The following is a 20,957-nucleotide window of genomic DNA, read 5'->3' as shown; positions in this document are numbered from 1 at the left end:
CCGAACGGGGCGGCATTATACATAGCGGGCATCGCCGCGCATTTATCGACGAAGACGCTCCCCTGCGGCACGTCGCCACCTCAACGGTTTTCAGGGTCTGGATCGGCAATGGCAGAAATAGGCAGTTCCCTTCCTGTTGCGCCCAGCTCATCGACCAGTCGGGCAACGGTTTCGGCTGCCGACCTGGCGGTCAAGTTGCTCAAGCCGCTGGATGGCCTCATGGTCGCTGGCGAGACGGCTGACGCCGAGGTCGTCTCGGTCAAGGAGTCCTCGGCCAACAGCTTCCAACTGCTGCTCAAACTGACCCTGGACAGCGGTCGCCAGACCATCGTGGAAGCTGCCGGTAGCCGGGCACTCGCACTCGGTAGCAACGTCACGGTGACCGCCTTGTCGACGTCGCGCCTGGGCGTTGCCCTGCAAGCCAGCGCGACCCAGGCCCTGACCAGCATCGACCTCGAACAATTGCCGGTCGGCACCCAGTTGCAGGGCAAGGTCGTGGCCACGCAGAGCGCGTTGCAAAATGGCGCCCAGGTCGTCTACAAGGCCCTGGTGAGCCTGCTCAATACGCCGCTGGCCGGCAACAAGCTGAGTATCGAATCGCCCGTGCCGCTGCCGCTGGGCAGCCTGCTGACGGCCCAGGTCAAAGGCGACCAGAGCCTGTCCTTCATGCCCCTGAGCGGGCGCCTGGATCAGCTCGCCCTCGGCCAGCAGATGGCGACCCAGCAAGGCCGCCAGGGCTCGCTGGAAGGCTTGTTCAAGGCACTGCAGGGAACCGCCGGCAACGACATGCCGGCGGACGTGCGGGGCAGCATCGACAAGCTGCTCGCGTTGCTTCCGGACGGGGAACAATTGAGCACCGAGAAAGGCCTGGCCAAGGCCCTGGAAAACAGCGGACTGTTCCTCGAAGGCAAACTGCTCAGCGGCCAGGCCGCTGCCCTGCCCCAGGATCTCAAGGCCAATCTGCTGCGCCTGATCGCCCAGTTGCTGCCCAACCTGCCCAACCTGCCCACCGGCACCCCGCCTCCCGCCGCCGCGCTGGCCCAGGCCTTGCCCGCCCTGATGCGCAATGCCCTGGGCAATCTGGGGCAGAGCAGCCTGCGCCAGCAGGCGATGAGTTTTCCGCTGCCATCGCGACTGTTGCAGTCGATGGATGAGGAGGCCGACCTGCAGACCGTGCTGCGCCTGGCCGCGGCTGCGGTATCGCGGTTGCAGACCCATCAGTTGTCGAGCCTGGCGCAAAACGAAGTCACCCCCGACGGCAACCTGCTTACCACCTGGCAACTGGAGCTGCCCATGCGTAGCCAGCACGACATCGTGCCGTTGCAGATCAGGCTGCAACGCGAGGAAGAGCAAGGCAAAGGGGGGACTGGCAAACAGGACAAGAAAGAAATCCTCTGGCGCATCGACCTGGCCTTCGACCTGGCCCCGCTGGGGCCGCTACAAGTGCAAGCGCAGGTGTTGCAGGGGCGTTTCTCCAGTCAGCTTTGGGCCGAGAACGGCCAGACCGTGGCGCTCGTCGAACGGGAGCTGGGCCACTTGCGCGAACGCCTGAGCGCCGCCGGCCTCGAAGTCGACGAGTTGGCCTGCCGCCAGGGCACGCCACCACGCGGGCCGAAAACGCACCTCGAACAACGCTGGGTGGACGAAACCGCATGAGACAACCCAGACAGGCCATCGCCCTCTCCTACGACGGCGCCTCGGCACCGACCCTCAGCGCCAAGGGTGACGACGAACTGGCCGAAGCGATCCTGCAGATCGCTCGCGAGTATGAAGTGCCGATCTATGAGAATGCCGAGCTGGTCCGCCTGCTCGCCCGCCTCGAACTGGGCGACGCGATCCCCGAGGCGCTGTATCGCAGCATCGCCGAGATCATCGCCTTCGCCTGGTATCTGAAAGACAAATGCCCCGTCGGCTTCGAGCAGCAGGACGGCGAACGCGACATCACACCACCTGCCGAAGGGTCTACAGAGCGCCCATGAACGCCAGCAGATCGCCCTTGCCGCCCTTGCCCTGGGGCAGGTCATGGAGTTGCCAGGAAAAGTAGCCGGCGCGGAAATAGAACACCTGGGTGTAGCCCCAGGCCACCGCCAACTGCGAAGCCTGAGCAGCGTGCGGGCAGACATCGCTTTCGCAGTACAGCACCAGTGGCAACTCACGCGGCCAACGCTGATGGGCAAGGTCGCTGAAACCATCGTCGATCGGCAAATGCACCGCCCCCGCCACATGCCCCCACGACCACTGCCGGGCAGAGCGCACATCGACGAACATTGCGCCGTATTCGTACAGGTAACGTGCCTGCATGACATTGATCGTCATCGCGCCCTTGACCTGCAACGGCGCTTCGCTGGCCACGACGGGCGAGCCCAGGCAGCACAGGATCAGCAGAAGAGCAACACGCATGGCAGACCTCCGCGCGAAATCCATGGCTGAGTGTTCAGCTTAGGACCCCGGGTCGTTCGGTCTGGTGCCACCGGTCTGACGAGAGGGCAAGGACAACGAGCTGCCCACGTTTACGAGCGCTTGCGTTTCGCCTGATGGAGCTTGCTGACCAATTCCGCTTCGGCCTTGCTCAAGCCGCAGGAGCTGGCCAGGTCATCGACGCTGGCGCCCATGCCAGCGAGACGTGCGGCCTGGGTGAAGGACAGGCTGGAAGGATCGCGCTGCTCGATCTGGCTGACCTTGTCCGGCAGCGGAGCGACGACCCGGCGCAGTTCATGCAGTTCCTCGCCCATGCGGATACTGCCGGTGAGGTAGGTATCGAGCCGGCGGATCAGTTCCTTGGTCCGCCGCTCCTGCGCGGCGTCACGCTCGGCCTGGGCCTGCACCTGCCGCAGCATGGCCTTGCGCGTTTGCAGGCACACGACCGCCAGCGCGATGCAGAACAGCGCGAGCACGCCCACCGCTATTTCGAGCATGGTTCAGATGCTCTCCAGGTCGGACCACTCTTCCTCGGTCATCATCTTGTCCAGCTCGACCAGGATCAACAGCTCGCCATTCTTGTTGCAAACGCCCTGGATGAACTTGGCCGACTCTTCGTTGCCGACGTTGGGCGCGGTCTCGACTTCGGATTGGCGCAGGTAGACGACCTCGGCGACGCTGTCGACGAGGATACCCACGACCTGTTTATCCGCCTCGATGATCACGATGCGGGTGTTGTCGGTCACCGGCGCGCTGTCCAGGCCGAAACGCTGGCGCGTATCGATCACCGTGACCACGTTGCCACGCAGGTTGATGATGCCCAGCACATACGCAGGCGCCCCCGGAACCGGCGCGATCTCCGTGTAGCGGAGCACCTCTTGGACCTGCATCACATTGATGCCATAGGTCTCGTTATCCAGGCGAAAGGTTACCCATTGCAGGATGGGATCTTCGGAACCTTGCGCAGACGTTTTCTTCATATCCCTCGCCTCGTCGTGAACCGCCCATGGCGGCATGAATCTGTTGTCTATCCGGATTCCTGTCTACACAGGAATCACCCCTCAATCAATGCACACGCCCGGTCTTGCGTGTAGCGCCGCTGGCGATCAGCTCGGCCAGGGCCGCCACATCGACCAGGGCGCACATATGCTCGATCACCGTACCGGCCAACCAGGGCCGCTGGGCCCGCTGGGCCCGCCACTTGACCTCGTCCGGGGTCAGGCGGATCGAATGGCTGACCTGATGCACCGCCAGCCCCCACTCATAACCCTGGACGGATATAACGTATTGCAGGCCGTCGCGGAAATCGTCGCGATAACGCTCGGGCATCACCCAGCGCGCGGTATCCAGCACCTTCAGGTTACCGGCCTGGCTGGGCAGTATGCCGAGAAACCAGTCGGGCTGCCCGAACAATGGTGTCAATTCAGCATCAGCCAGCGGATAAATGGAACCCAGGCAGATCAGCGGCACGGCCAGGGTCAGGCCGGCTACGTCGAACAACAGGCATTCGAACGCTTCTTCCGCCCATTGCGGCCGCCCTTCCGGATCGATGGCCGGTGGTGTGGGCTCCACGATTGGCCGAGGACTGACCTCCTCGACGACCGGAACCCGCAATTCGATGGTCGGCAGCACCAGCGGACGCACCTCGGCCACCTCGACGGCACGCGGCTTGACTTCGGCCAGCACGGGCCTGGGCGCCAGGCGCGCATCGCGGACCTGTTCCTCGAGCACGGCAGCCTCGAACTCTGCAAGGCTGACGCTGCTCGCCTCCAGTTCGACCGCCGCTTCCTGCAACAGCGAGTCCAGGTAAGACTGCAAGGCTAGCTGGGAGCGGTTGGACGTGGTGACGGTGCGACTCATGAAATTATTCCGCAATTGATGGCTGACCGGGTTATCGGCCGCGACACCGAAACACTTGAACACGCCCATTGAGCATAGGCCAGCATTTCACGCTACCTGGCTCGCCGGCTGGGTGGCCAGCAATTGCTTGAGCAACGCCCGGTAGGCGATCACTCCACGGCTGTTGGCATCGTTGCGCGAAGGCACCACACCGGCCCGGCTGGCATCACGCAGCTTGGTATCCACGGGCACGTAGGCCTGCCACAGCTGGGTGGGATAGGCATCGCGCAGCATCCGCAACGTATTCAGCGAGGCCTGGGTACGACGATCGAACAGGGTTGGCACGATCAGGTAAGGCAATGCCTGCTTGCGCGAACGGTTGATCATGTTCAGCGTATTGACCATGCGTTCCAGGCCCTTGACCGCAAGAAACTCGGTCTGCACCGGGATGACCAGTTGCTGGCTGGCCGCCAGCGCGTTGACCATCAACACGCCCAGCAACGGAGGGCTGTCGATGATCGCGTGGTCGAAGTCCTCCCAGAGTTGCGCCAGACTTTTGGCGACCACCAGGCCCAGGCCGTTCTGTCCCGGCGACTGGCGCTCCAGCGTGGCAAGGGCGGTGCTCGATGGCAGTAACGAGATGTTCTCATGACTGGTCGGCAGCAGCAGGCTCCTCGGCAATCCTTCCGGCACGCCGCCCTGATGCAGGAACAGGTCGAAGACGCTGTGCTCGAGCGTGTCAGGGTCGTGGCCGAAGTAACTGGTCATCGAGCCATGCGGGTCGAGATCGACGATCACCACACGCTTGCCCGCATCGGCGAGCAGGCCGGCGAGTGCGATGGAGCTTGTGGTCTTGCCCACGCCACCTTTCTGATTGGCTACTGCCCAGACTTTCATGATTTTCTTCCTCCCGACCGCTCACGCCAGGCCGAGATATTTGACGAACTCATCGAGAAGGCGCCGGATTATTGGCACCCCTGGCTTCAGGTACAGCAGTAGCAGGTTGCGTGCCAGCCCTCTGCAACGCGGGGTCGGCGGGGCTGGCATGGGTGCTGCCCACGCCACTGATGCTGCGCCGGATGTCCAGATTACGGGAAATCACCAATACCACGCGCCGGTTGCGCGAACGTCCATCCTCGGTGTCATTGTCGGCCACCGGCTGGAACTCGCCATAACCTACGGCAGCCATCCGGCCAGGATTCACACCGTCCATCGCCAGCATGCGCACGATACTCGCCGAGCGCGCCGCCGACAGCTCCCAGTTACTGGGGTATTGACCCGTGCTGATGGGCTTGTTGTCAGTGAAGCCTTCGACATGAATCGGATTCTCGTAAGGCGCGACGATCTTCGCCACCTTCTCGATCAACTGGAACGCCATATCATTGGGTACCGCATCGCCGCTGGGAAACAACAGACTCGAATTGAGCTCGATTTCCACCCACAGTTCGTTGGCCCTTACGGTAAGTTGCTGGTCACCAATCAGATCGGCAAAAGCATCGCGCATGCTGTCGGCAATTTCCTGCAGCGGGTCAGTTGCAGGCTTCGAGGCAGCTTCCGAATTCTGATTTTCATCGACCATCGACTGATCGGGCTGGGTGGTACGCGGCCGCTGCTCACCGATGGGAATCGGCTTGATCGAGCGCTCAGGCTCGCTGAATACGCCAACCAGACTCTCGGACAAGACCTTGTACTTGCCTTCGTTGAGCGACGAGATCGAATACATCACCACGAAGAAGGCGAACAGCAAGGTAATGAAGTCGGCATAGGAAACCAGCCACCGCTCGTGGTTCTCGTGCTCTTCCTCGTGCCTGCGTCGCCGTCTCACGTCAATTCAGGAAGCCTTGCAGCTTCAGCTCGATGGAACGTGGGTTTTCGCCTTCGGCAATCGACAGGATGCCTTCGAGGAGCATTTCCCGGTACACCGACTGGCGCGCGGCAATGGATTTCAGCTTGTTACCGACGGGCAACAGCAGCAGGTTGGCGAAGGCGACGCCGTAGATGGTGGCGACGAAGGCCACGGCGATGCCGCTGCCCAGCGCGCCGGGATCGGCCAGGTTGCTCATGACATGGATCAGGCCCATCACCGCGCCGATGATGCCGATGGTCGGTGCATAGCCACCCATGCTTTCGAAGACCTTCGCGGCCTGGATATCCCGGTTTTCCTGGGTGAAGAAATCGACTTCGAGAATACCGCGGATCGACTCTGGCTCGGTGCCATCGACCAGCAGTTGCAGGCCCTTGCGCGCGTACGGGTCGGCCTCGCTGTCAGCGACAGGTTCCAGGCCGAGCAGCCCCTCCTTGCGCGCCACCATGCTCCAGCCCACGACCCGGTTGATACCGCCCGGGAGATCGATATGCGGCGGCAGGATGATCCAGCGCAGGATAGCCAGCGAACGCTTGAATACATTGACCGGCGTCTGCAGGAATGCAGCGCCCAGCGTACCGCCGATAACGATCAGCGCCGCCGGGCCGTTGATCAATGCGCCTACGTGGCCGCCCTCGAGGTAGTTGCCACCGATGATGGCGACCAACGCCAGGCTGAGACCGACGAGGCTCAGTGCATCCATCAGAGGCAGGCCTCGGTCAGGTGCCTGCCAATGTCATCGAGACCGTAAACCGCATCAGCCAGGTTCGCCTTGACCACGGCCATGGGCATGCCATAGATCACGCAGCTCGCTTCGTCCTGGGCCCACACCTGGCTGCCGCCCTGCTTGAGCAGGCGCGCGCCCTCGCGGCCATCGGCGCCCATGCCGGTCAGCACCACGGCCAGCACCTTGTCGGCGTACGACTTGGAGGCGGAACCGAACGTGATGTCCACGCAGGGCTTGTAGTTGAGGCGTTCGTCGCCGGGCAGGATGCGCACCGAGCCACGGGCATCGATCATCATCTGCTTGCCACCAGGCGCCAGCAGGGCCAGCCCCGGACGCAACTGGTCGCCATCCTCGGCTTCCTTGACGTTGATACGACAGAGCTTGTCCAGGCGCTCGGCAAAGGCCTTGGTGAAGGCCGCCGGCATGTGCTGGATGAGCACGATGGGCGTAGGGAAATTGGCCGGCAACTGGGTAAGCACGCGCTGCAGGGCAACCGGGCCGCCGGTGGACGTACCGATCGCCACCAGTTTGTAGGCCTTACGCTTTGGGACTGCTGCGCTCGCGGCAGGGGCGGCAGGTGCGCCTGCAGTCGCCGCTCGTGCCGGAGCGGGAGCCGGTCGCGCGGCAGGCGTGGACGCAGGCGCGGGGCTTGGCGAATAAGTGCTGTAGCGGCGGTTGCTGCGGGCGATGGTATGTACCTTTTCGCACAGCAGGGTCTTGACCTTGTCCGGATTGCGCGAGATGTCCTCGAAGTTCTTCGGCAGGTAGTCGACCGCACCGGCATCCAGGGCATCGAGCGTGACGCGCGCGCCCTCGTGAGTCAGCGAGGAGAACATCAGGACCGGGGTCGGACAGCGCTGCATGATGTTTCGCACGGCGGTGATGCCGTCCATCATCGGCATCTCGTAATCCATGGTGATCACGTCAGGCTTGAGCGCCACGGCCTGATCGATGGCCTCACGGCCATTCGTGGCCGTGCCGACCACCTGGATATTGGGATCGGCGGAAAGAATTTCCGACACCCGGCGGCGGAAGAAACCGGAGTCGTCCACCACGAGGACCTTGACAACCATAAACACTCCTGAGCGGCCGGCACTGCCGGCCGCATACAATCAGATGCGGCGTGCGTAACGCTTGAGCATGCTGGGCACGTCGAGAATCAGTGCGATGCGTCCATCGCCCGTGATCGTTGCACCGGACATGCCCGGCGTTCCCTGCAGCATCTTGCCCAGCGGCTTGATCACCACCTCTTCCTGGCCGACCAGTTGATCGACCACGAAGCCGATGCGCTGGCTACCGACGGTGAGGATCACCACATGACCTTCGAGCTGCTCCTCGTAGGCCGCGCCGCGCACCAGCCAGCGCTTGAGGTAGAACAGCGGCAGGGCCTTGTCGCGCACGATCACCACCTCCTGGCCATCCACCACGTTGGTACGGGAGAGGTCCAGATGGAAGATCTCGTTGACGTTGACCAGCGGGAAGGCAAAAGCCTGGTCGCCGAGCATGACCATCAGGGTCGGCATGATCGCCAGGGTCAATGGCACCTTGATGATGATCTTCGAACCCTGGCCCTTGGCCGAGTGCACGTTGATGATGCCATTGAGCTGGGAAATCTTGGTTTTCACCACGTCCATGCCCACACCGCGACCGGAAACATCGGAGATCTCGGTCTTGGTCGAGAAGCCTGGGGCGAAGATCAGGTTGTAGCATTCGGTCTCGCTCAGGCGGTCCGCCGCGTCCTTGTCCAGCAAGCCTTTCTCGACGGCCTTGGAACGCAGGATCTCGGGGTCCATGCCCTTGCCGTCGTCGGAGATCGACAACAAGATGTGGTCACCCTCCTGTTCGGCGGACAACACGACCCGCCCAGCCCTGCCCTTGCCGGACGCCTCACGCTCCTCAGGACTCTCGATGCCATGGTCGACCGCGTTGCGCACCAAGTGCACCAGTGGGTCGGCAAGCGCCTCGACGAGGTTCTTGTCGAGATCGGTTTCTTCACCGACCAGCTCCAGGTTGATCTCTTTCTTCAGGTTGCGTGCCAGGTCGCGGACCAGTCGCGGGAAGCGGCCGAAGACCTTCTTGATCGGCTGCATCCGGGTTTTCATCACCGAGGTCTGCAGGTCGGCGGTCACCACGTCCAGGTTGGACACGGCCTTGGCCATCGCCTCGTCACCGCTGTTGAGCCCCAGGCGCACCAGGCGGTTACGCACCAGCACCAGTTCGCCGACCATGTTCATGATCTCGTCCAGGCGCGCGGTATCGACACGAACCGTGGTTTCCGCTTCGCTGGCAGCGGTCGCCGGTTTTTCCGCAGCGGCCGGGGTCGGACCCGACGCGGGGGCAACAGCCTTGGCCGGCTGGGGCTTGCTCACCGGCTTGGCCGCAGATGCTGGTGCAGGTTTCGCGGCCTCCGGCTTTTCCGCAGCCGGACGGCTGCTCGGTGGCGTCGGCGGCTGGGCGGTTTTCACCGCCTCTTCGCTGAACTTGCCCTTGCCATGCAGCTGATCGAGCAACGCCTCGAATTCGTCGTCGGTGATATTGTCGCCAGCCGGCTCTGGTGCCACGGCGACGGGTGCCGACGCCTGCGGCTCGGCGAACTTGCCTTTACCGTGGAGTTGGTCGAGCAGAGCCTCGAATTCGTCGTCAGTGATGTCGTCGCCAGCCGCAGCCGGCGCGGATACCGGCTCGACAGGCGGTTTCACGGCAGCGGCCTCCGGGGCCGGAGCCTCGGAAAACTTGCCCTTGCCATGCAGTTGGTCGAGCAGCGCTTCGAATTCGTCATCGGTAATGTCGTCACCGCTGGAAGCAGGCGCCGGCTCGGCGGCGGTCCCCTGCTGCTCGGCACCGATGGCATCGAGCAACTGTTCGAACTCGCTGTCGGTTATATCGATCGATTCGACGACAGGAGCCGGTTCGGGCTCCGGCTGCGCCTCGGCAGCAGGCGCCGAGCGCTCCTCTGCACGTTCCGGTTCGGCCAGGCGCGCCAGGGCCGCCAGCAGTTCCCGGGAGGCCGGTGTCGGCTCGCTGCGTTCACGTACCTGGCTGAACATCTCGTTGACGGCATCCAGTGCCTGCAACACGACATCCATGAGCTCGGCCGTTACGCGACGCCCACCCTTGCGCAGGATGTCGAACACGTTTTCCGCGATGTGGCAGCACTCCACCAGCTCATTGAGCTGGAGGAAGCCGGCGCCCCCTTTCACGGTATGAAAACCGCGGAAAATGGCGTTGAGCAGGTCCATGTCATCCGGTCGGCTTTCCAGCTCGACCAGTTGCTCGGACAGTTGCTCGAGAATTTCGCCGGCCTCTACCAGGAAGTCCTGGAGAATCTCCTCATCGGCGTCAAAGCTCATCGGTGCGCTCCAAAGGCTCTGGTTAGAGCTCTAAAAACCTAGGCTGGACAGCAGGTCATCGACATCATCCTGGCTGGAGGCGACATCCTCACGCTTATCGGCATGAATCTGCGGACCTTCACCCCGGGACGAGGCTTTTTGTTCTTCCTGCTCCTTGCGCAGCGCTGCGTGGTCATGCTCGATACCGGCATAACGATCGACATGGCTGGCCATCAGGACCAGTTTCAACAAATTGCTCTCGACCTCGGTCACCAACTGCGTGACGCGCTTGATGACTTGGCCGGTCAGGTCCTGGAAATCCTGCGCCAACAAAATGTTGTTCAGATAGCCAGAGAGTTTCTGGCTATCACGATCACTTCTGGCAAGAAACAGTTCGATGCGCTTGGCCAGTTCACGGAAGGTATCCGCACTCATCTCGCGGCGCATGAAGCGCCCCCACTCGGCCCCCAGGGTCTTGGCCTCATCGCCCAGATCATTGACCAGCGGCGCGCTCTGCTCGACCAGGTCCATGGTCCGATTGGCCGCCCTCTCGGTCATCTGTACGACGTAGGACAGACGCTCGGTGGCATCGGTGATCTGCGACAGCTCCTGGGAATGAGGGATGTGTGGATCGATCTGGAAATTGACGATCGCATTGTGCAACTCACGGGTAAGCTTGCCCACTTCCTGGTAAAGACCGCGGTCGCGGGCCTCACTGAGTTCCTGGATCAGTTGCGCCGCCTCGCCAAAATTGCCTTTCTCCAGGCTCTCGACGAGTTGATGCGCATGTGTTTTCAGGGTCGATTCGAATTCGCCCGGAGAGTCATCTCTTGCCATAGCGCCCTCGCGACCTACATCAGCCATTAACCCGCTCGAAGATCTTCTCGATCTTCTCTTTCAACACCTGCGCAGTGAAAGGCTTCACCACGTAGCCGTTCACCCCGGCCTGGGCGGCTTCGATGATTTGGTCACGCTTGGCCTCCGCGGTGACCATCAGTACCGGCAGTGTCTTCAGGCGGTCGTCAGCGCGTACCGCGCGCAGCAGGTCGATACCTGTCATGCCCGGCATGTTCCAGTCGGTCACCAGGAAGTCGAAGCTGCCACTCTGCAGCATCGGCAACGCGGTGGTGCCGTCGTCGGCTTCGGCTGTGTTGGTGAATCCCAGATCACGCAAGAGGTTCTTGATGATCCGTCTCATCGTCGAGAAATCATCCACGATGAGTATTTTCATGTTTTTGTCCAAGTCGACCTCCGTACAGTCCTAAACACCAGCGCCCCCGATGGCGTCGCAATCATGAAACCGGCAGCCCTATTGCGCCCGCCACTCTCCCAACCTGGCCCGCAGACGTGCTGCGCACTGGCTGTGCAACTGACTGACACGGGACTCGCTGACCCCAAGGACCTCACCGATTTCCTTGAGATTCAGCTCTTCGTCGTAATACAACGCCAAGACCAGACGTTCGCGCTCCGGCAGGTTGGCGATGGCATCGGCCAGCGCCAACTGGAAGCGCTCGTCTTCCAGTTCATGCAGAGGTTCGGTCTGGGTACTACCAGTGTCTTCATGCAGCCCGCCATGCTCACCGTCCTGCAACAGGTCGTCGAAGCTGAACAGGCGGCTGCCCAAAGTGTCGCCAAGAATGCCGTAGTAATCCTCGAGACTCAATTGGAGTTCGGCCGCAACCTCCTGATCTTTAGCATCTCTTCCGGTTCGCGCTTCGATTGCGCGAATCGCGTCGCTGACCATACGCGTGTTTCGATGCACCGAACGCGGAGCCCAATCGCCCTTGCGCACCTCGTCGAGCATGGCCCCGCGAATGCGGATGCCGGCATAGGTTTCGAAGCTCGCGCCCTTGCCGCCGTCGTATTTCTTGGCGGCCTCGAGCAGGCCGATCATTCCCGCCTGGATCAGGTCGTCGACCTGCACACTGGCGGGCAGGCGGCCCAGCAAGTGGTAGGCGATGCGCTTGACCAGCGGTGCGTAGCGCTCGATCAGTTGGTGCTGGGAATCACGGCCCTGCGCCTTGTTATACATGCGAAGTCCATTGGCTGCTGTCATGCGGTCGATCCCGCGACCGGCTGCTGCACCAGTCGCTCGACGAAGAATTCCAGATGCCCACGCGGGTTGGCCGGCAACGGCCACGTGTCGACTTTCTGGGCAATCGCCTTGAACGCCAGTGCGCATTTCGAGCGCGGGAAAGCTTCGTACACCGCGCGCTGTTTCTGCACGGCCTTGCGCACCGACTCGTCGTACGGCACAGCGCCTACGTATTGCAGGGCCACATCGAGGAAGCGATCGGTCACCTTGGTCAGCTTAGCAAACAGATTGCGCCCTTCCTGAGGGCTGTGGGCCATGTTGGCCAGCACCCGGAAACGGCTCATTCCATAGTCGCGGTTGAGCAGTTTGATCAATGCGTAGGCATCGGTGATCGAAGTCGGCTCATCGCAGACCACCACCACGACCTCCTGCGCCGCGCGCACGAAACTGACCACACCATCGCCGATGCCGGCCGCCGTATCGATCACCAGCACATCGAGGTTGTCGCTGATGTCGCTGAACGCCTGGATCAGGCCGGCATGCTGCATGGGCGAAAGCTGCACCATGCTCTGCGTACCGGACGCCGCCGGGACGATACGAATACCACCCGGCCCCTGGATCAGTACGTCCTTCAGGTCGCACTCACCCGCAATCACATCGGCCAGGGTGCGCTTGGCAGTCAGTCCCAGCAGCACGTCGACGTTGGCCAGGCCAAGGTCGGCGTCCATCAGCATCACGCGTCGACCGAGATCGGCCAGCGCCAGTGACAGATTCACCGACACATTGGTCTTGCCGACGCCGCCCTTGCCGCCGGTCACTGCGATCACCTGTACGGGATGCCTACTACCCATGTTATCTACACACCTTGTCTTGCCTGGACTGGGTATAACGGCCGAAGCGCCGCCACCCTACCTAAACACTAGAACAGAACACAGCGGCAGGCGGTTCAACTCACCCGCCTTGCCGGCTTCTGGTACAGACCGGCGAACATGTCCGCCATGGTCTCCTCGCTGGGCTCTTCCGGCGCCTGCAGGCTGACCGCCCTGCTCACCAGTTGATGCCCGCGTGCGACCTGCAGGTCGTCGGGAATCTTGGGGCCGTCTGCGAGATAGGCTACCGGGAGATGCTGGCTGATGGCCAGTCCTAAAACGTCTCCCAGGCTGGCCGCCTCATCGAGCTTGGTAAGGATACAGCCAGCCAGCCCACAACGCTTGTAACTATGGTAAGCGGCCTTGAGCACCTGCCCCTGGCTGGTTGCCGCCAAGACCAGGTAATTCTTGGCCTTGACGCCACGCCCGGCAAGGCTTTCCAACTGCATGCGCAGGGCCGGATCGTTATTCGGCAGGCCCGCGGTATCAATCAGTACCACCCGCTTGCGCGCCAGAGGCGCCAACGCCTGGACCAGCGACTGGCCGGCATCGACCTGGGTCACCGACACATTGAGGATACGCCCAAGGGTCTTCAATTGCTCCTGGGCACCGATACGGAAACTGTCCATGCTGACCAGCGCGATGTTCTGCGCGCCATATTTCAGTACATAGCGTGCGGCGAGCTTGGCCAGCGTGGTGGTCTTGCCCATGCCGGCCGGTCCGACCAGGGCAATGACGCCCCCCTCTTCCATCGGCTCGGTTTTCGGCGTCTGGATCGCGTGGGCCAGATGGGCCAGCAGCATGCGCCAGGCCTGGCGCGGTTCGTCGACCTTGCCCATGCGCTCGATCAGCGCACGGGAAATATCAGCCGGCAGGCCGATGCGCTGGAAGCGGCGCCACAGGCCGGCCTGCTGCGGGCGACGGCTCTGCATCTGGCTCCAGGCCATCGAGCCCAGTTGAACTTCGATCAGCTCGCGCAGCCCGTGCAGCTCCGAGCGCATCACCTCCAGCGCACGCGGGTCGGCCACGGGAGCACTGGGGGCAACCGGAGCGGGCGCGACGACCGGGCGCTTGGGCGCCACCGCGGATGCCGGCAGCTCAGGCGCGACGATGGATTCGTTGGCGAACAATTGCCCAGCCTTGTGCTCCTCGGCGATGGCACGAGCGGCCAGATCCGCATGGACGTTGGCGATCTTCGCCTGGGTCTTGCGCAGCTCGGCTTCCAGCGCCAGGTTCGGCTGGCTGACCGGCTCGGGCATCTGGTAGTCCAGGGCCGCGGTCAATTCGACGCCACCCGCGACGCGGCGATTGCCGATGATCGCGGCATCGTCACCCAGCTCGTCGCGGACCAGTTTCATGGCCTGACGCATATCGGCTGCGAAGAAGCGTTTGACTTGCATGGCTTAGAACCCTCAGTTCTGGCCCACCGTGGCGACGATGGTGACTTGCTTGTTGTCCGGTATTTCCTGGTAGGCCAGTACGTGCATGGACGGAACGGCGAGTCGAGCGAAGCGTGACAGCATCGGACGAACCGGACCGGCCACCAGCAGAATCACCGGCTTGCCAAGCATTTCCTGGCGCTGCGCCGCATCCACCAGGGAGCGCTGCAGCTTCTCGGCCATGCCGGGTTCGAGGAGGATGCCATCCTCGGAGCCCTGACCGGCCTTCTGCAGACTACTGAGCAATAACTGTTCCAACCTTGGTTCCAAGGTGATCACAGGCAGCTCTGGCTCTAGTCCCACAATGCTTTGCACGATCGCGCGGGACAATGCGACGCGCACTGCCGCGACCATGGCGGCGGGATCTTGACTCTTCGGTGCGACGTTGGCGATGGCTTCGGCGATGGTACGGATATCGCGCACCGGCACCTGCTCCTGCAGCAGGCTTTGCAGGACCTTGAGCAGTGTCGACAGCGATATCAACCCAGGCACCAGCTCCTCGGCCAGCTTGGGCGAGCTCTTGGCCAGCATCTGGATGAGCTGCTGCACTTCCTCGTGCCCCAACAGCTCATGGGCATGCTTGTGCAGCACCTGATTCAGGTGGGTGGCGACCACGGTACTGACGTCGACCACTGTGTAGCCGAGCGATTGTGCCTGGGCACGTTGACTGAGATCGATCCATACCGCCTCCAGGCCAAACGCCGGTTCTTTGGCGGCGATGCCATTGAGCGTGCCGAATACCTGGCCCGGATTGATCGCCAGTTCGCGATCCGGATAGACCTCCGCCTCGGCGACACCGACCCCCATCAGGGTCAGGCGGTAGGCATTGGGCAGCAGGTCGAGGTTGTCGCGAATATGTACCGACGGCATGAGAAAGCCCATCTCCTGGGAGAGCTTCTTGCGCACCCCCTTGATTCGCGCCAGCAATTGTCCACCCTGGTTGCGGTCGACCAGCGGGATCAGCCGGTAGCCCACCTCCAGGCCGACCATATCCACGGGCATCACGTCATCCCAGCCCAGTTCCTTGATTTCCTGGGCCTTCTGCGCCGGCAGCAGTTCCTGCTGGCGCTGGGTTTCTTCCTCGACCTGAATCTTGGCTTGATTCTTCTTGTGCCAGATCCAGTAGGCGCCGGCGGCGGCGGCCAGGCCCAGGCCAATGAACGGCACATGCGGCATACCGGGCACCAGGCCCATGGCGACCATGATCGCCGCGGAAACGGCCAGCGCCTTGGGTGAGGCAAACATCTGCCGGTTGACCTGCTGACCCATGTCCTCGGCGCTGGAGACACGGGTCACCATGATCGCCGCGGCGGTCGACAGCAGCAGCGACGGGATCTGTGCCACCAGGCCGTCACCGATGGTCAGCAACGAATAGATGCGGCCGGCCTCGGAGAAGCTCAGGCCGTGCTGCAGGATACCGATGGCCATGCCACCGAGCAGGTTGATGAACAGGATCAGCAGGCCGGCGATGGCGTCACCACGGACGAACTTGCTGGCACCGTCCATGGAGCCGTAGAAGTCCGCCTCCTGGGCGACCTCGACGCGACGGCGCTTGGCTTCGGTCTGGTCGATCAGGCCGGAGTTGAGGTCAGCGTCGATGGCCATCTGCTTGCCGGGCATGGCATCCAGGGTGAAACGGGCGCTCACCTCGGAAATACGCCCCGCGCCCTTGGTCACCACCACGAAGTTGATGATCATCAAGATGGCGAAGACCACGGCACCGACCACATAGTTGCCGCCGATCACCACCTCGCCGAAGGCCATGATCACCTTGCCCGCGGCGTCATGCCCTTCCTGGCCGTGCAGCAGCACGACACGGGTCGACGCGACGTTGAGCGCCAGGCGCAGCAGCGTGGATACCAGCAGGATCGTCGGGAATACGGCGAAGTCCAGTGGTCGCAAGGCATAGATGCTCACCAGCAGGACCACGATGGACAATGCGATGTTAAAGGTGAACAGCACGTCCAGCAGGAACGGCGGCACCGGCAGCATCATCATGCCCAGCATCACCAGCAATAGCAGCGGAACGCCAAAATTGCCGCGCCCAAGCCCAGCCAGGTTGGTGCGCATATTGCCGATGAGTTGATCGCGATTCACAGCCACTTGGATCCCCCGGAGCATTCAAAACTTTGACGCGAAACCGCGCCGTGACGGGGCAGGAGCAAGAATCCGGCCAACAGGTAAAACTGCGTTCAAGGGCAGCCGCAGCCGGAAGGCCGATCAACAGGGAGGACAACCAACGCCAGTTCAGACTTCCCAACACATCTGGAGAAATTCCCAGCATCGGGAAAGAATATTCGAAACCCGCATTTTCCCTACAGAATGAACGGAAATGCACACATGTATATCCACAATTTGACGAAAATATCTTTGTGAACCTCAGCCATGACCGAGTAGTCTACCTGCCTCCAGGCCCCTATCCAGGGCCTTCACTCCCAAGGAGATGCTCATGAAGAAATGGACCCTTGCCGCACTGCTCGCCTGCACCGCAGTCGGCGCACAGGCCGCCTCGTTGACCGTGGATGTAAACGAAGTCAGCGCCAACGGCATTGGCAAGAAAGTCGGCACCGTCAGCATCGAGCCCAGCGCCTATGGCCTGGTGTTTACGCCGAACCTGTCGGGCCTGAAGCCGGGTATCCATGGTTTTCACATCCATACCAACCCGAGCTGCGAGGCCGGCGAGAAGGAAGGCAAGCTATCGCCCGCCGAGATGGCGGGCGGCCATTGGGACCCGGATAAAACGGGTCGCCATGGCGCCCCCTGGGAAGACAACGCGCACAAGGGTGAGCTGCCAGCCCTGTACGTCACCGACGACGGCAAGGCTAGCCAACCGGTACTCGCACCGCGCCTGAAGTCGCTGGATGAAATCAAGGGCCATGCCCTGATGATCCACGCCGGTGGCGACAACCACTCCGACCATCCGCTGCCACTGGGCGGTGGTGGCACGCGTGCCGCTTGCGGCGTGATTCGCTGACCAGGCCCTAGCTTCAAGCAGCCAGAGCCGCTCCCGGCTCTGGCTTGAAGCTAAAAACCTACTCGTCCCGACGCAGATCCGGCGGAATCGGCAGGTCGCGTAGCGGCACGGGACGCTTGCCCTTGCCGGCGCGGAACTGCTTCAGCTGATACACATAGGCCAGTACCTGAGCCACTGCCAGGTACAGCCCCGCCGGGATCTCCCGATCGATTTCCGTGGAGTAGTAGACCGCCCGGGCCAAGGCGGGCGACTCCAGCAAGGTGATCTTGTGCTCCTGGGCGATCTCGCGGATCTTCAGCGCCAGGAAATCCCCGCCCTTGGCCAGCACCACCGGCGCCTTGCCCTGGGCCGGGTCGTATTTGAGGGCAACGGCGAAGTGGGTCGGGTTGGTAATCACTACATCGGCCTTGGGCACGGCCTGCATCATGCGGCGCTCGGCCATCTGTCGCTGCATCTGGCGAATCTTGCCCTTGACCTCCGGCTTGCCCTCGGAATCCTTGTATTCGTCCTTGACCTCCTGCTTGGTCATCATCAGCTTCTGCTTCGAATCCCATAGCTGGAACGGCACGTCGACCGCCGCGATAAGGATCAGCCCGCAGGCCAGCCACAAGGTGCTCTTACCGACGATCTGCGCACTGTGCATGATCGCCTTTTCCACCGGTTCCTTGGCGATCGCCAGGATGTCATTGGTGTCCGCCGATAGAACCGCCAAGGCCACCATCAGGATCAATACGAACTTCGCCAGTGCCTTGAGCAGTTCGGTCAGGGCATGCAGGGAAAACATGCGCTTGAGCCCGGACAGTGGATTCATCCGGCTGAACTTGGGCGCCAGCGCCTCCGCCGAGAACAACCAGCCGCCCAGGGAAATCGGCCCGGCAATCGAGGCGATCAGGAGCACGATGAGGAATGGTTGAAGGATGGTCGCCGCCATCTTGCCCGCCGACAACAGATACAACGCCATGCTGTCGTCACTCATCAGCACTTCGCGCGGCAGGCTGAAGCTCTCGCGCATGATCGCGATCAGGCCCTCTCCCATGGCAGCCCCGTACATCAACAAGGCAATGGCTCCAGCCATGGTTACAGCCAAGGTGTTCAACTCGCGGGAACGGGCTATCTGCCCTTTCTTGCGCGCCTCTTCCAGGCGCTTGCTGGTGGGCTCCTCGCTCTTGTCGGCGCCACTTTCGGATTCGGCCATGTGGCTATCCCTCCTGCATCAGCGGGCACCCGCCAATTCGCGCAACAATTGCAGAGCCTCCACAGCCAGCGCCTGGAAGTGGGACATGATATCGGCCAGGCCGATCCAGAAGATCACCAACCCCAGGACCAGCGTCAGCGGGAAACCGATGGAGAAGATATTAAGTTGCGGCGCCGCGCGGGTCATCATGCCGAAGGCCAGGTTGACCACCAGCAAGGCGGTGATGACCGGCAAGGCGATCAGCAACCCCGCGGCCATTACCCAGCTCAGCTTGCCGGCGATCTCCCAGTAATGGTTGGTCAGCAGGCCGCTACCTGGCGGAAGGGTGACGAAGCTTTCCGCCAGCACCTCGAACACCACCAGGTGACCATTCATCGCCAGGAACATCAACGTCACCAGCATCAGGAAGAACTGCCCGAATACAGGCACGGAAACCCCGTTGGAGGGGTCGACCATGGAAGCGAAGCCCAGGCCCATCTGGATCGCGATGATCTGCCCAGCCACGGTGAACAGGTGGAAGAACAGCTGCAGGACGAAACCGAACATCACCCCGATCAGTACTTCCTGGCCGATCAGCAGCATGGCCTGGAGGCTGACCAGGTCCACTTGCGGCATGGGCGGCAGGGTTGGCGACAACAACACGCTGATGGCCAGCGCCAGGCACAGGCGTACGCGCATCGGCACGATCTGTGTGCCGATGATCGGCATCACCATCAGCAATGCAGCGATACGGAACAGCGGGAACAGGAACTGGCCAATCCAGCCGCCGATCTGCGCATCGCTGAGTTCGAGCATCAGCCGATGACCTGCGGGATGTTATGGATCAGGTTCTGTGTGTACTCCATCAACTCGCGCACCAGCCAGGGCCCGGCCCAGATCAGGGTAATCAGCATCACCAGCAGGCGCGGCACGAAGCTCAGGGTCTGTTCGTTGATCTGCGTGGCCGCCTGGAACATCGCCACTACCAGCCCCACCAGCAGGCTCGGCAGCACCATCAGGGCGACGATCATCGCCGTCAGCCATAGCGCTTCGCGAAAAAGATCGACCGCTATTTCGGGAGTCATGTGAACCTCGCTACAAGGTGCCGAAACTGCTGGCCAACGTGCCCATGATCAGCGCCCAGCCGTCGATCAGCACGAACAGCATGATCTTGAATGGCAGGGAAATGATCAGCGGCGACAGCATCATCATCCCCATCGCCATGAGGATGCTCGCCACCACCATGTCGATGATCAGGAACGGGATGAAGATCATGAAACCGATCTGGAACGCGGTCTTCAGCTCCGAAGTGACGAAAGCCGGAACGATGATGGTCAACGGAGCCTGATCGGGCGACGCGATATCGGTACGCTTGGACAATCTGACGAACAGTTCCAGGTCCGAGGAGCGGGTCTGCGACAGCATGAAGTTCTTGATCGGCACTTCCGCCTTGGCAATCGCCTCCTGGGCCGGCAATTGCTCGCTCAGGTAGGGTTGCAGGGCTTCGCGATTAATCTGATCGAATACGGGCGCCATGATGAAGAAGGTCAGGAACAGCGCCAGGCCAATGAGGATCTGGTTCGACGGCGTCTGCTGCAAGCCGAGGGCCTGGCGCAGGATCGAGAACACGATGATGATCCGGGTGAAGCTGGTCATGAGCATGAGGAACGCTGGAATGAAGCTCAGCGCTGTCATGATCATCAGGATCTGCAGGCTGACCGAATACTCCTGCTGCCCCTGGCCATTGGTGCTCAGGGTTACCGCCGGGATCGACAACGGATTGCTCTCCGCGCCCAGCGCAAGCGGCGCGGCGATCAGCAGTAACAGAGCCAGCGAGATACGCCAGGCGCTCATGTCTTGTCCTTAGTGTCCTTGCCCAGCAGCTCCATCAGCCGCTGGGCGAATTCCGGCGTGGCCGCCTCGGCATCGGCCAGCGATACGGGCTCCTTGAGCACATGCAGCGGCGTTATCCGCCCCGAGGTCAGCCCGAGCAGCACCTGTTCGCCACCGACCTGCACCAGCACCAGGCGATCACGCGGGCCCAGGGCCTGGGTCGCGACCAGTTTGATCACTTGCCCGCCACGCGGCCCGACCCGCTGTACCCGGCGCATCAACCAGGCCATGAGCAAGATCAGGCCGATCACCAGCGCCAGGCCGAACAGCATCTGCAGCAGTTGGCTGGCAATGTCGCTATTGGCTACCGGGCTGGCTGGCTTCGCCACCTCGCCCTCGGCCGCCATGGCCAGTGCCGGCAGTATCAGGAACAGGATCAGCAGTCTGCGCATCATG

Annotated in this window: 23 protein-coding genes; 3 read left to right on the top strand and 20 right to left on the bottom strand. The window is 62.3% G+C overall.

The features are described 5' to 3' along the window. Positions 1–108: 108 nt before the first annotated feature. Together ACSZPK_RS24780 and ACSZPK_RS24775 are read left to right on the top strand one after the other, a co-directional pair. Positions 109–1,656, top strand: a complete 1,548-nt coding sequence (locus ACSZPK_RS24780) for a flagellar hook-length control protein FliK (protein WP_437884284.1) — start codon at positions 109–111, stop codon at positions 1,654–1,656. Next, positions 1,653–1,979 carry an EscU/YscU/HrcU family type III secretion system export apparatus switch protein gene (locus ACSZPK_RS24775; protein WP_437884283.1) on the top strand — a complete coding sequence of 109 codons (327 nt, stop codon included), beginning with the start codon at positions 1,653–1,655 and terminating at the stop codon, positions 1,977–1,979. The genes ACSZPK_RS24780 and ACSZPK_RS24775 overlap by 4 nt, the downstream gene beginning before the upstream one ends. Here the strand turns inward: ACSZPK_RS24775 and ACSZPK_RS24770 are convergent. From ACSZPK_RS24770 to flhA, 15 genes are all read right to left on the bottom strand, one after another. After that, entirely contained in the window at positions 1,963–2,400 is a 438-nt protein-coding gene (locus ACSZPK_RS24770; RefSeq protein WP_437884282.1) for a rhodanese-like domain-containing protein, read from the bottom strand. The two genes, ACSZPK_RS24775 and ACSZPK_RS24770, sit on opposite strands and share 17 nt — an antisense overlap. Before the next feature lie 110 nt (positions 2,401–2,510). Next, on the bottom strand, positions 2,511–2,915 hold the full coding sequence (locus tag ACSZPK_RS24765; RefSeq protein ID WP_437884281.1) for a DUF2802 domain-containing protein: 405 nt from the start codon (positions 2,913–2,915) through the stop codon (positions 2,511–2,513). Between the two features lie 3 nt (positions 2,916–2,918). Beyond that, complete coding sequence (locus ACSZPK_RS24760; RefSeq protein WP_437884280.1) at positions 2,919–3,398, bottom strand: chemotaxis protein CheW; 480 nt, start codon at positions 3,396–3,398, stop codon at positions 2,919–2,921. A gap of 85 nt (positions 3,399–3,483) precedes the next feature. Continuing rightward, positions 3,484–4,278: a chemotaxis protein CheW gene (locus ACSZPK_RS24755; RefSeq protein WP_437884279.1), complete on the bottom strand. Its 795-nt coding sequence runs from the start codon at positions 4,276–4,278 to the stop codon at positions 3,484–3,486. An 87-nt stretch (positions 4,279–4,365) separates the two neighbouring features. Continuing rightward, complete coding sequence (locus ACSZPK_RS24750) at positions 4,366–5,154, bottom strand: ParA family protein (protein ID WP_437884278.1); 789 nt, start codon at positions 5,152–5,154, stop codon at positions 4,366–4,368. Positions 5,155–5,203: 49 nt separating this feature from the next. After that, a complete protein-coding gene (gene motD, locus ACSZPK_RS24745; RefSeq protein WP_437884277.1) occupies positions 5,204–6,082 on the bottom strand; it encodes a flagellar motor protein MotD in 879 nt (292 codons plus the stop codon). 1 nt (position 6,083) lies between these two features. Continuing rightward, positions 6,084–6,824 (bottom strand): flagellar motor protein, encoded by a 741-nt coding sequence (locus ACSZPK_RS24740; RefSeq protein ID WP_437884276.1) that lies wholly within the window; start codon positions 6,822–6,824, stop codon positions 6,084–6,086. Beyond that, positions 6,824–7,921 carry a protein-glutamate methylesterase/protein-glutamine glutaminase gene (locus ACSZPK_RS24735; protein WP_437884275.1) on the bottom strand — a complete coding sequence of 366 codons (1,098 nt, stop codon included), beginning with the start codon at positions 7,919–7,921 and terminating at the stop codon, positions 6,824–6,826. Before ACSZPK_RS24735 ends, ACSZPK_RS24740 begins: the two co-directional genes overlap by 1 nt. 39 nt (positions 7,922–7,960) lie before the next feature. After that, positions 7,961–10,198 carry a chemotaxis protein CheA gene (locus ACSZPK_RS24730; protein ID WP_437884273.1) on the bottom strand — a complete coding sequence of 746 codons (2,238 nt, stop codon included), beginning with the start codon at positions 10,196–10,198 and terminating at the stop codon, positions 7,961–7,963. Positions 10,199–10,228: 30 nt separating this feature from the next. Continuing rightward, positions 10,229–11,014, bottom strand: a complete 786-nt coding sequence (locus ACSZPK_RS24725) for a protein phosphatase CheZ (RefSeq protein ID WP_437884271.1) — start codon at positions 11,012–11,014, stop codon at positions 10,229–10,231. A gap of 19 nt (positions 11,015–11,033) precedes the next feature. Further along, entirely contained in the window at positions 11,034–11,408 is a 375-nt protein-coding gene (locus ACSZPK_RS24720; protein ID WP_177480012.1) for a chemotaxis response regulator CheY, read from the bottom strand. Between the two features lie 78 nt (positions 11,409–11,486). Next, positions 11,487–12,233 (bottom strand): RNA polymerase sigma factor FliA, encoded by a 747-nt coding sequence (gene fliA / locus ACSZPK_RS24715; RefSeq protein ID WP_437884269.1) that lies wholly within the window; start codon positions 12,231–12,233, stop codon positions 11,487–11,489. After that, positions 12,230–13,063, bottom strand: coding sequence for a flagellar synthesis regulator FleN (gene fleN / locus ACSZPK_RS24710; RefSeq protein WP_437884267.1), 834 nt, complete (start codon positions 13,061–13,063; stop codon positions 12,230–12,232). Before fleN ends, fliA begins: the two co-directional genes overlap by 4 nt. A 95-nt stretch (positions 13,064–13,158) precedes the next feature. Beyond that, the gene (flhF, locus tag ACSZPK_RS24705; RefSeq protein ID WP_437884265.1) at positions 13,159–14,481 is read right to left on the bottom strand and encodes a flagellar biosynthesis protein FlhF; all 1,323 of its coding nucleotides are present in this window, start codon (positions 14,479–14,481) and stop codon (positions 13,159–13,161) included. A gap of 12 nt (positions 14,482–14,493) precedes the next feature. Beyond that, entirely contained in the window at positions 14,494–16,617 is a 2,124-nt protein-coding gene (gene flhA / locus ACSZPK_RS24700; protein ID WP_437884320.1) for a flagellar biosynthesis protein FlhA, read from the bottom strand. Between the two features lie 352 nt (positions 16,618–16,969). Here flhA and sodC point away from each other — a divergent pair, with 352 nt between their 5' ends. Then, positions 16,970–17,494 carry a superoxide dismutase [Cu-Zn] SodC gene (sodC, locus tag ACSZPK_RS24695; protein WP_437884263.1) on the top strand — a complete coding sequence of 175 codons (525 nt, stop codon included), beginning with the start codon at positions 16,970–16,972 and terminating at the stop codon, positions 17,492–17,494. A gap of 58 nt (positions 17,495–17,552) precedes the next feature. Here sodC and flhB read toward each other — a convergent pair whose 3' ends face one another. From flhB to fliO, 5 genes are read right to left on the bottom strand one after another with little or no spacing between them, the layout of a single operon-like run. After that, entirely contained in the window at positions 17,553–18,689 is a 1,137-nt protein-coding gene (gene flhB, locus ACSZPK_RS24690; protein WP_437884261.1) for a flagellar biosynthesis protein FlhB, read from the bottom strand. Positions 18,690–18,707: 18 nt separating this feature from the next. Continuing rightward, the gene (gene fliR / locus ACSZPK_RS24685; protein ID WP_437884259.1) at positions 18,708–19,484 is read right to left on the bottom strand and encodes a flagellar biosynthetic protein FliR; all 777 of its coding nucleotides are present in this window, start codon (positions 19,482–19,484) and stop codon (positions 18,708–18,710) included. Continuing rightward, positions 19,484–19,753: a flagellar biosynthesis protein FliQ gene (gene fliQ / locus ACSZPK_RS24680; protein WP_437884257.1), complete on the bottom strand. Its 270-nt coding sequence runs from the start codon at positions 19,751–19,753 to the stop codon at positions 19,484–19,486. The genes fliR and fliQ overlap by 1 nt, the downstream gene beginning before the upstream one ends. A gap of 10 nt (positions 19,754–19,763) precedes the next feature. Beyond that, positions 19,764–20,522, bottom strand: coding sequence for a flagellar type III secretion system pore protein FliP (gene fliP / locus ACSZPK_RS24675; protein ID WP_437884255.1), 759 nt, complete (start codon positions 20,520–20,522; stop codon positions 19,764–19,766). Next, on the bottom strand, positions 20,519–20,953 hold the full coding sequence (gene fliO / locus ACSZPK_RS24670; protein ID WP_437884253.1) for a flagellar biosynthetic protein FliO: 435 nt from the start codon (positions 20,951–20,953) through the stop codon (positions 20,519–20,521). The genes fliP and fliO overlap by 4 nt, the downstream gene beginning before the upstream one ends. Positions 20,954–20,957 lie beyond the last annotated feature (4 nt).

This window comes from Pseudomonas sp. LRF_L74 (assembly GCF_965644255.1).
GTDB lineage: Bacteria > Pseudomonadota > Gammaproteobacteria > Pseudomonadales > Pseudomonadaceae > Aquipseudomonas.
This window is presented reverse-complemented; position numbering and strand designations above follow the sequence as displayed.

Coding starts and splice junctions, on each gene's coding strand:
- flhF (WP_437884265.1), bottom strand. CDS start 14,481: ATGCAAGTCAAACGCTTCTTCGCAGCCGATATGCGTCAGGCCATGAAA.
- ACSZPK_RS24755 (WP_437884279.1), bottom strand. CDS start 4,278: ATGAGTCGCACCGTCACCACGTCCAACCGCTCCCAGCTAGCCTTGCAG.
- fleN (WP_437884267.1), bottom strand. CDS start 13,063: ATGGGTAGTAGGCATCCCGTACAGGTGATCGCAGTGACCGGCGGCAAG.
- ACSZPK_RS24735 (WP_437884275.1), bottom strand. CDS start 7,921: ATGGTTGTCAAGGTCCTCGTGGTGGACGACTCCGGTTTCTTCCGCCGC.
- fliO (WP_437884253.1), bottom strand. CDS start 20,953: ATGCGCAGACTGCTGATCCTGTTCCTGATACTGCCGGCACTGGCCATG.
- fliA (WP_437884269.1), bottom strand. CDS start 12,233: ATGACAGCAGCCAATGGACTTCGCATGTATAACAAGGCGCAGGGCCGT.
- sodC (WP_437884263.1), top strand. CDS start 16,970: ATGAAGAAATGGACCCTTGCCGCACTGCTCGCCTGCACCGCAGTCGGC.
- ACSZPK_RS24770 (WP_437884282.1), bottom strand. CDS start 2,400: ATGCGTGTTGCTCTTCTGCTGATCCTGTGCTGCCTGGGCTCGCCCGTC.
- fliR (WP_437884259.1), bottom strand. CDS start 19,484: ATGCTCGAACTCAGCGATGCGCAGATCGGCGGCTGGATTGGCCAGTTC.
- ACSZPK_RS24740 (WP_437884276.1), bottom strand. CDS start 6,824: ATGGATGCACTGAGCCTCGTCGGTCTCAGCCTGGCGTTGGTCGCCATC.
- ACSZPK_RS24760 (WP_437884280.1), bottom strand. CDS start 3,398: ATGAAGAAAACGTCTGCGCAAGGTTCCGAAGATCCCATCCTGCAATGG.
- flhB (WP_437884261.1), bottom strand. CDS start 18,689: ATGGCCGAATCCGAAAGTGGCGCCGACAAGAGCGAGGAGCCCACCAGC.
- ACSZPK_RS24730 (WP_437884273.1), bottom strand. CDS start 10,198: ATGAGCTTTGACGCCGATGAGGAGATTCTCCAGGACTTCCTGGTAGAG.
- ACSZPK_RS24775 (WP_437884283.1), top strand. CDS start 1,653: ATGAGACAACCCAGACAGGCCATCGCCCTCTCCTACGACGGCGCCTCG.
- ACSZPK_RS24725 (WP_437884271.1), bottom strand. CDS start 11,014: ATGGCAAGAGATGACTCTCCGGGCGAATTCGAATCGACCCTGAAAACA.
- ACSZPK_RS24720 (WP_177480012.1), bottom strand. CDS start 11,408: ATGAAAATACTCATCGTGGATGATTTCTCGACGATGAGACGGATCATC.
- fliP (WP_437884255.1), bottom strand. CDS start 20,522: ATGAGCGCCTGGCGTATCTCGCTGGCTCTGTTACTGCTGATCGCCGCG.
- ACSZPK_RS24780 (WP_437884284.1), top strand. CDS start 109: ATGGCAGAAATAGGCAGTTCCCTTCCTGTTGCGCCCAGCTCATCGACC.
- ACSZPK_RS24765 (WP_437884281.1), bottom strand. CDS start 2,915: ATGCTCGAAATAGCGGTGGGCGTGCTCGCGCTGTTCTGCATCGCGCTG.
- fliQ (WP_437884257.1), bottom strand. CDS start 19,753: ATGACTCCCGAAATAGCGGTCGATCTTTTTCGCGAAGCGCTATGGCTG.
- ACSZPK_RS24750 (WP_437884278.1), bottom strand. CDS start 5,154: ATGAAAGTCTGGGCAGTAGCCAATCAGAAAGGTGGCGTGGGCAAGACC.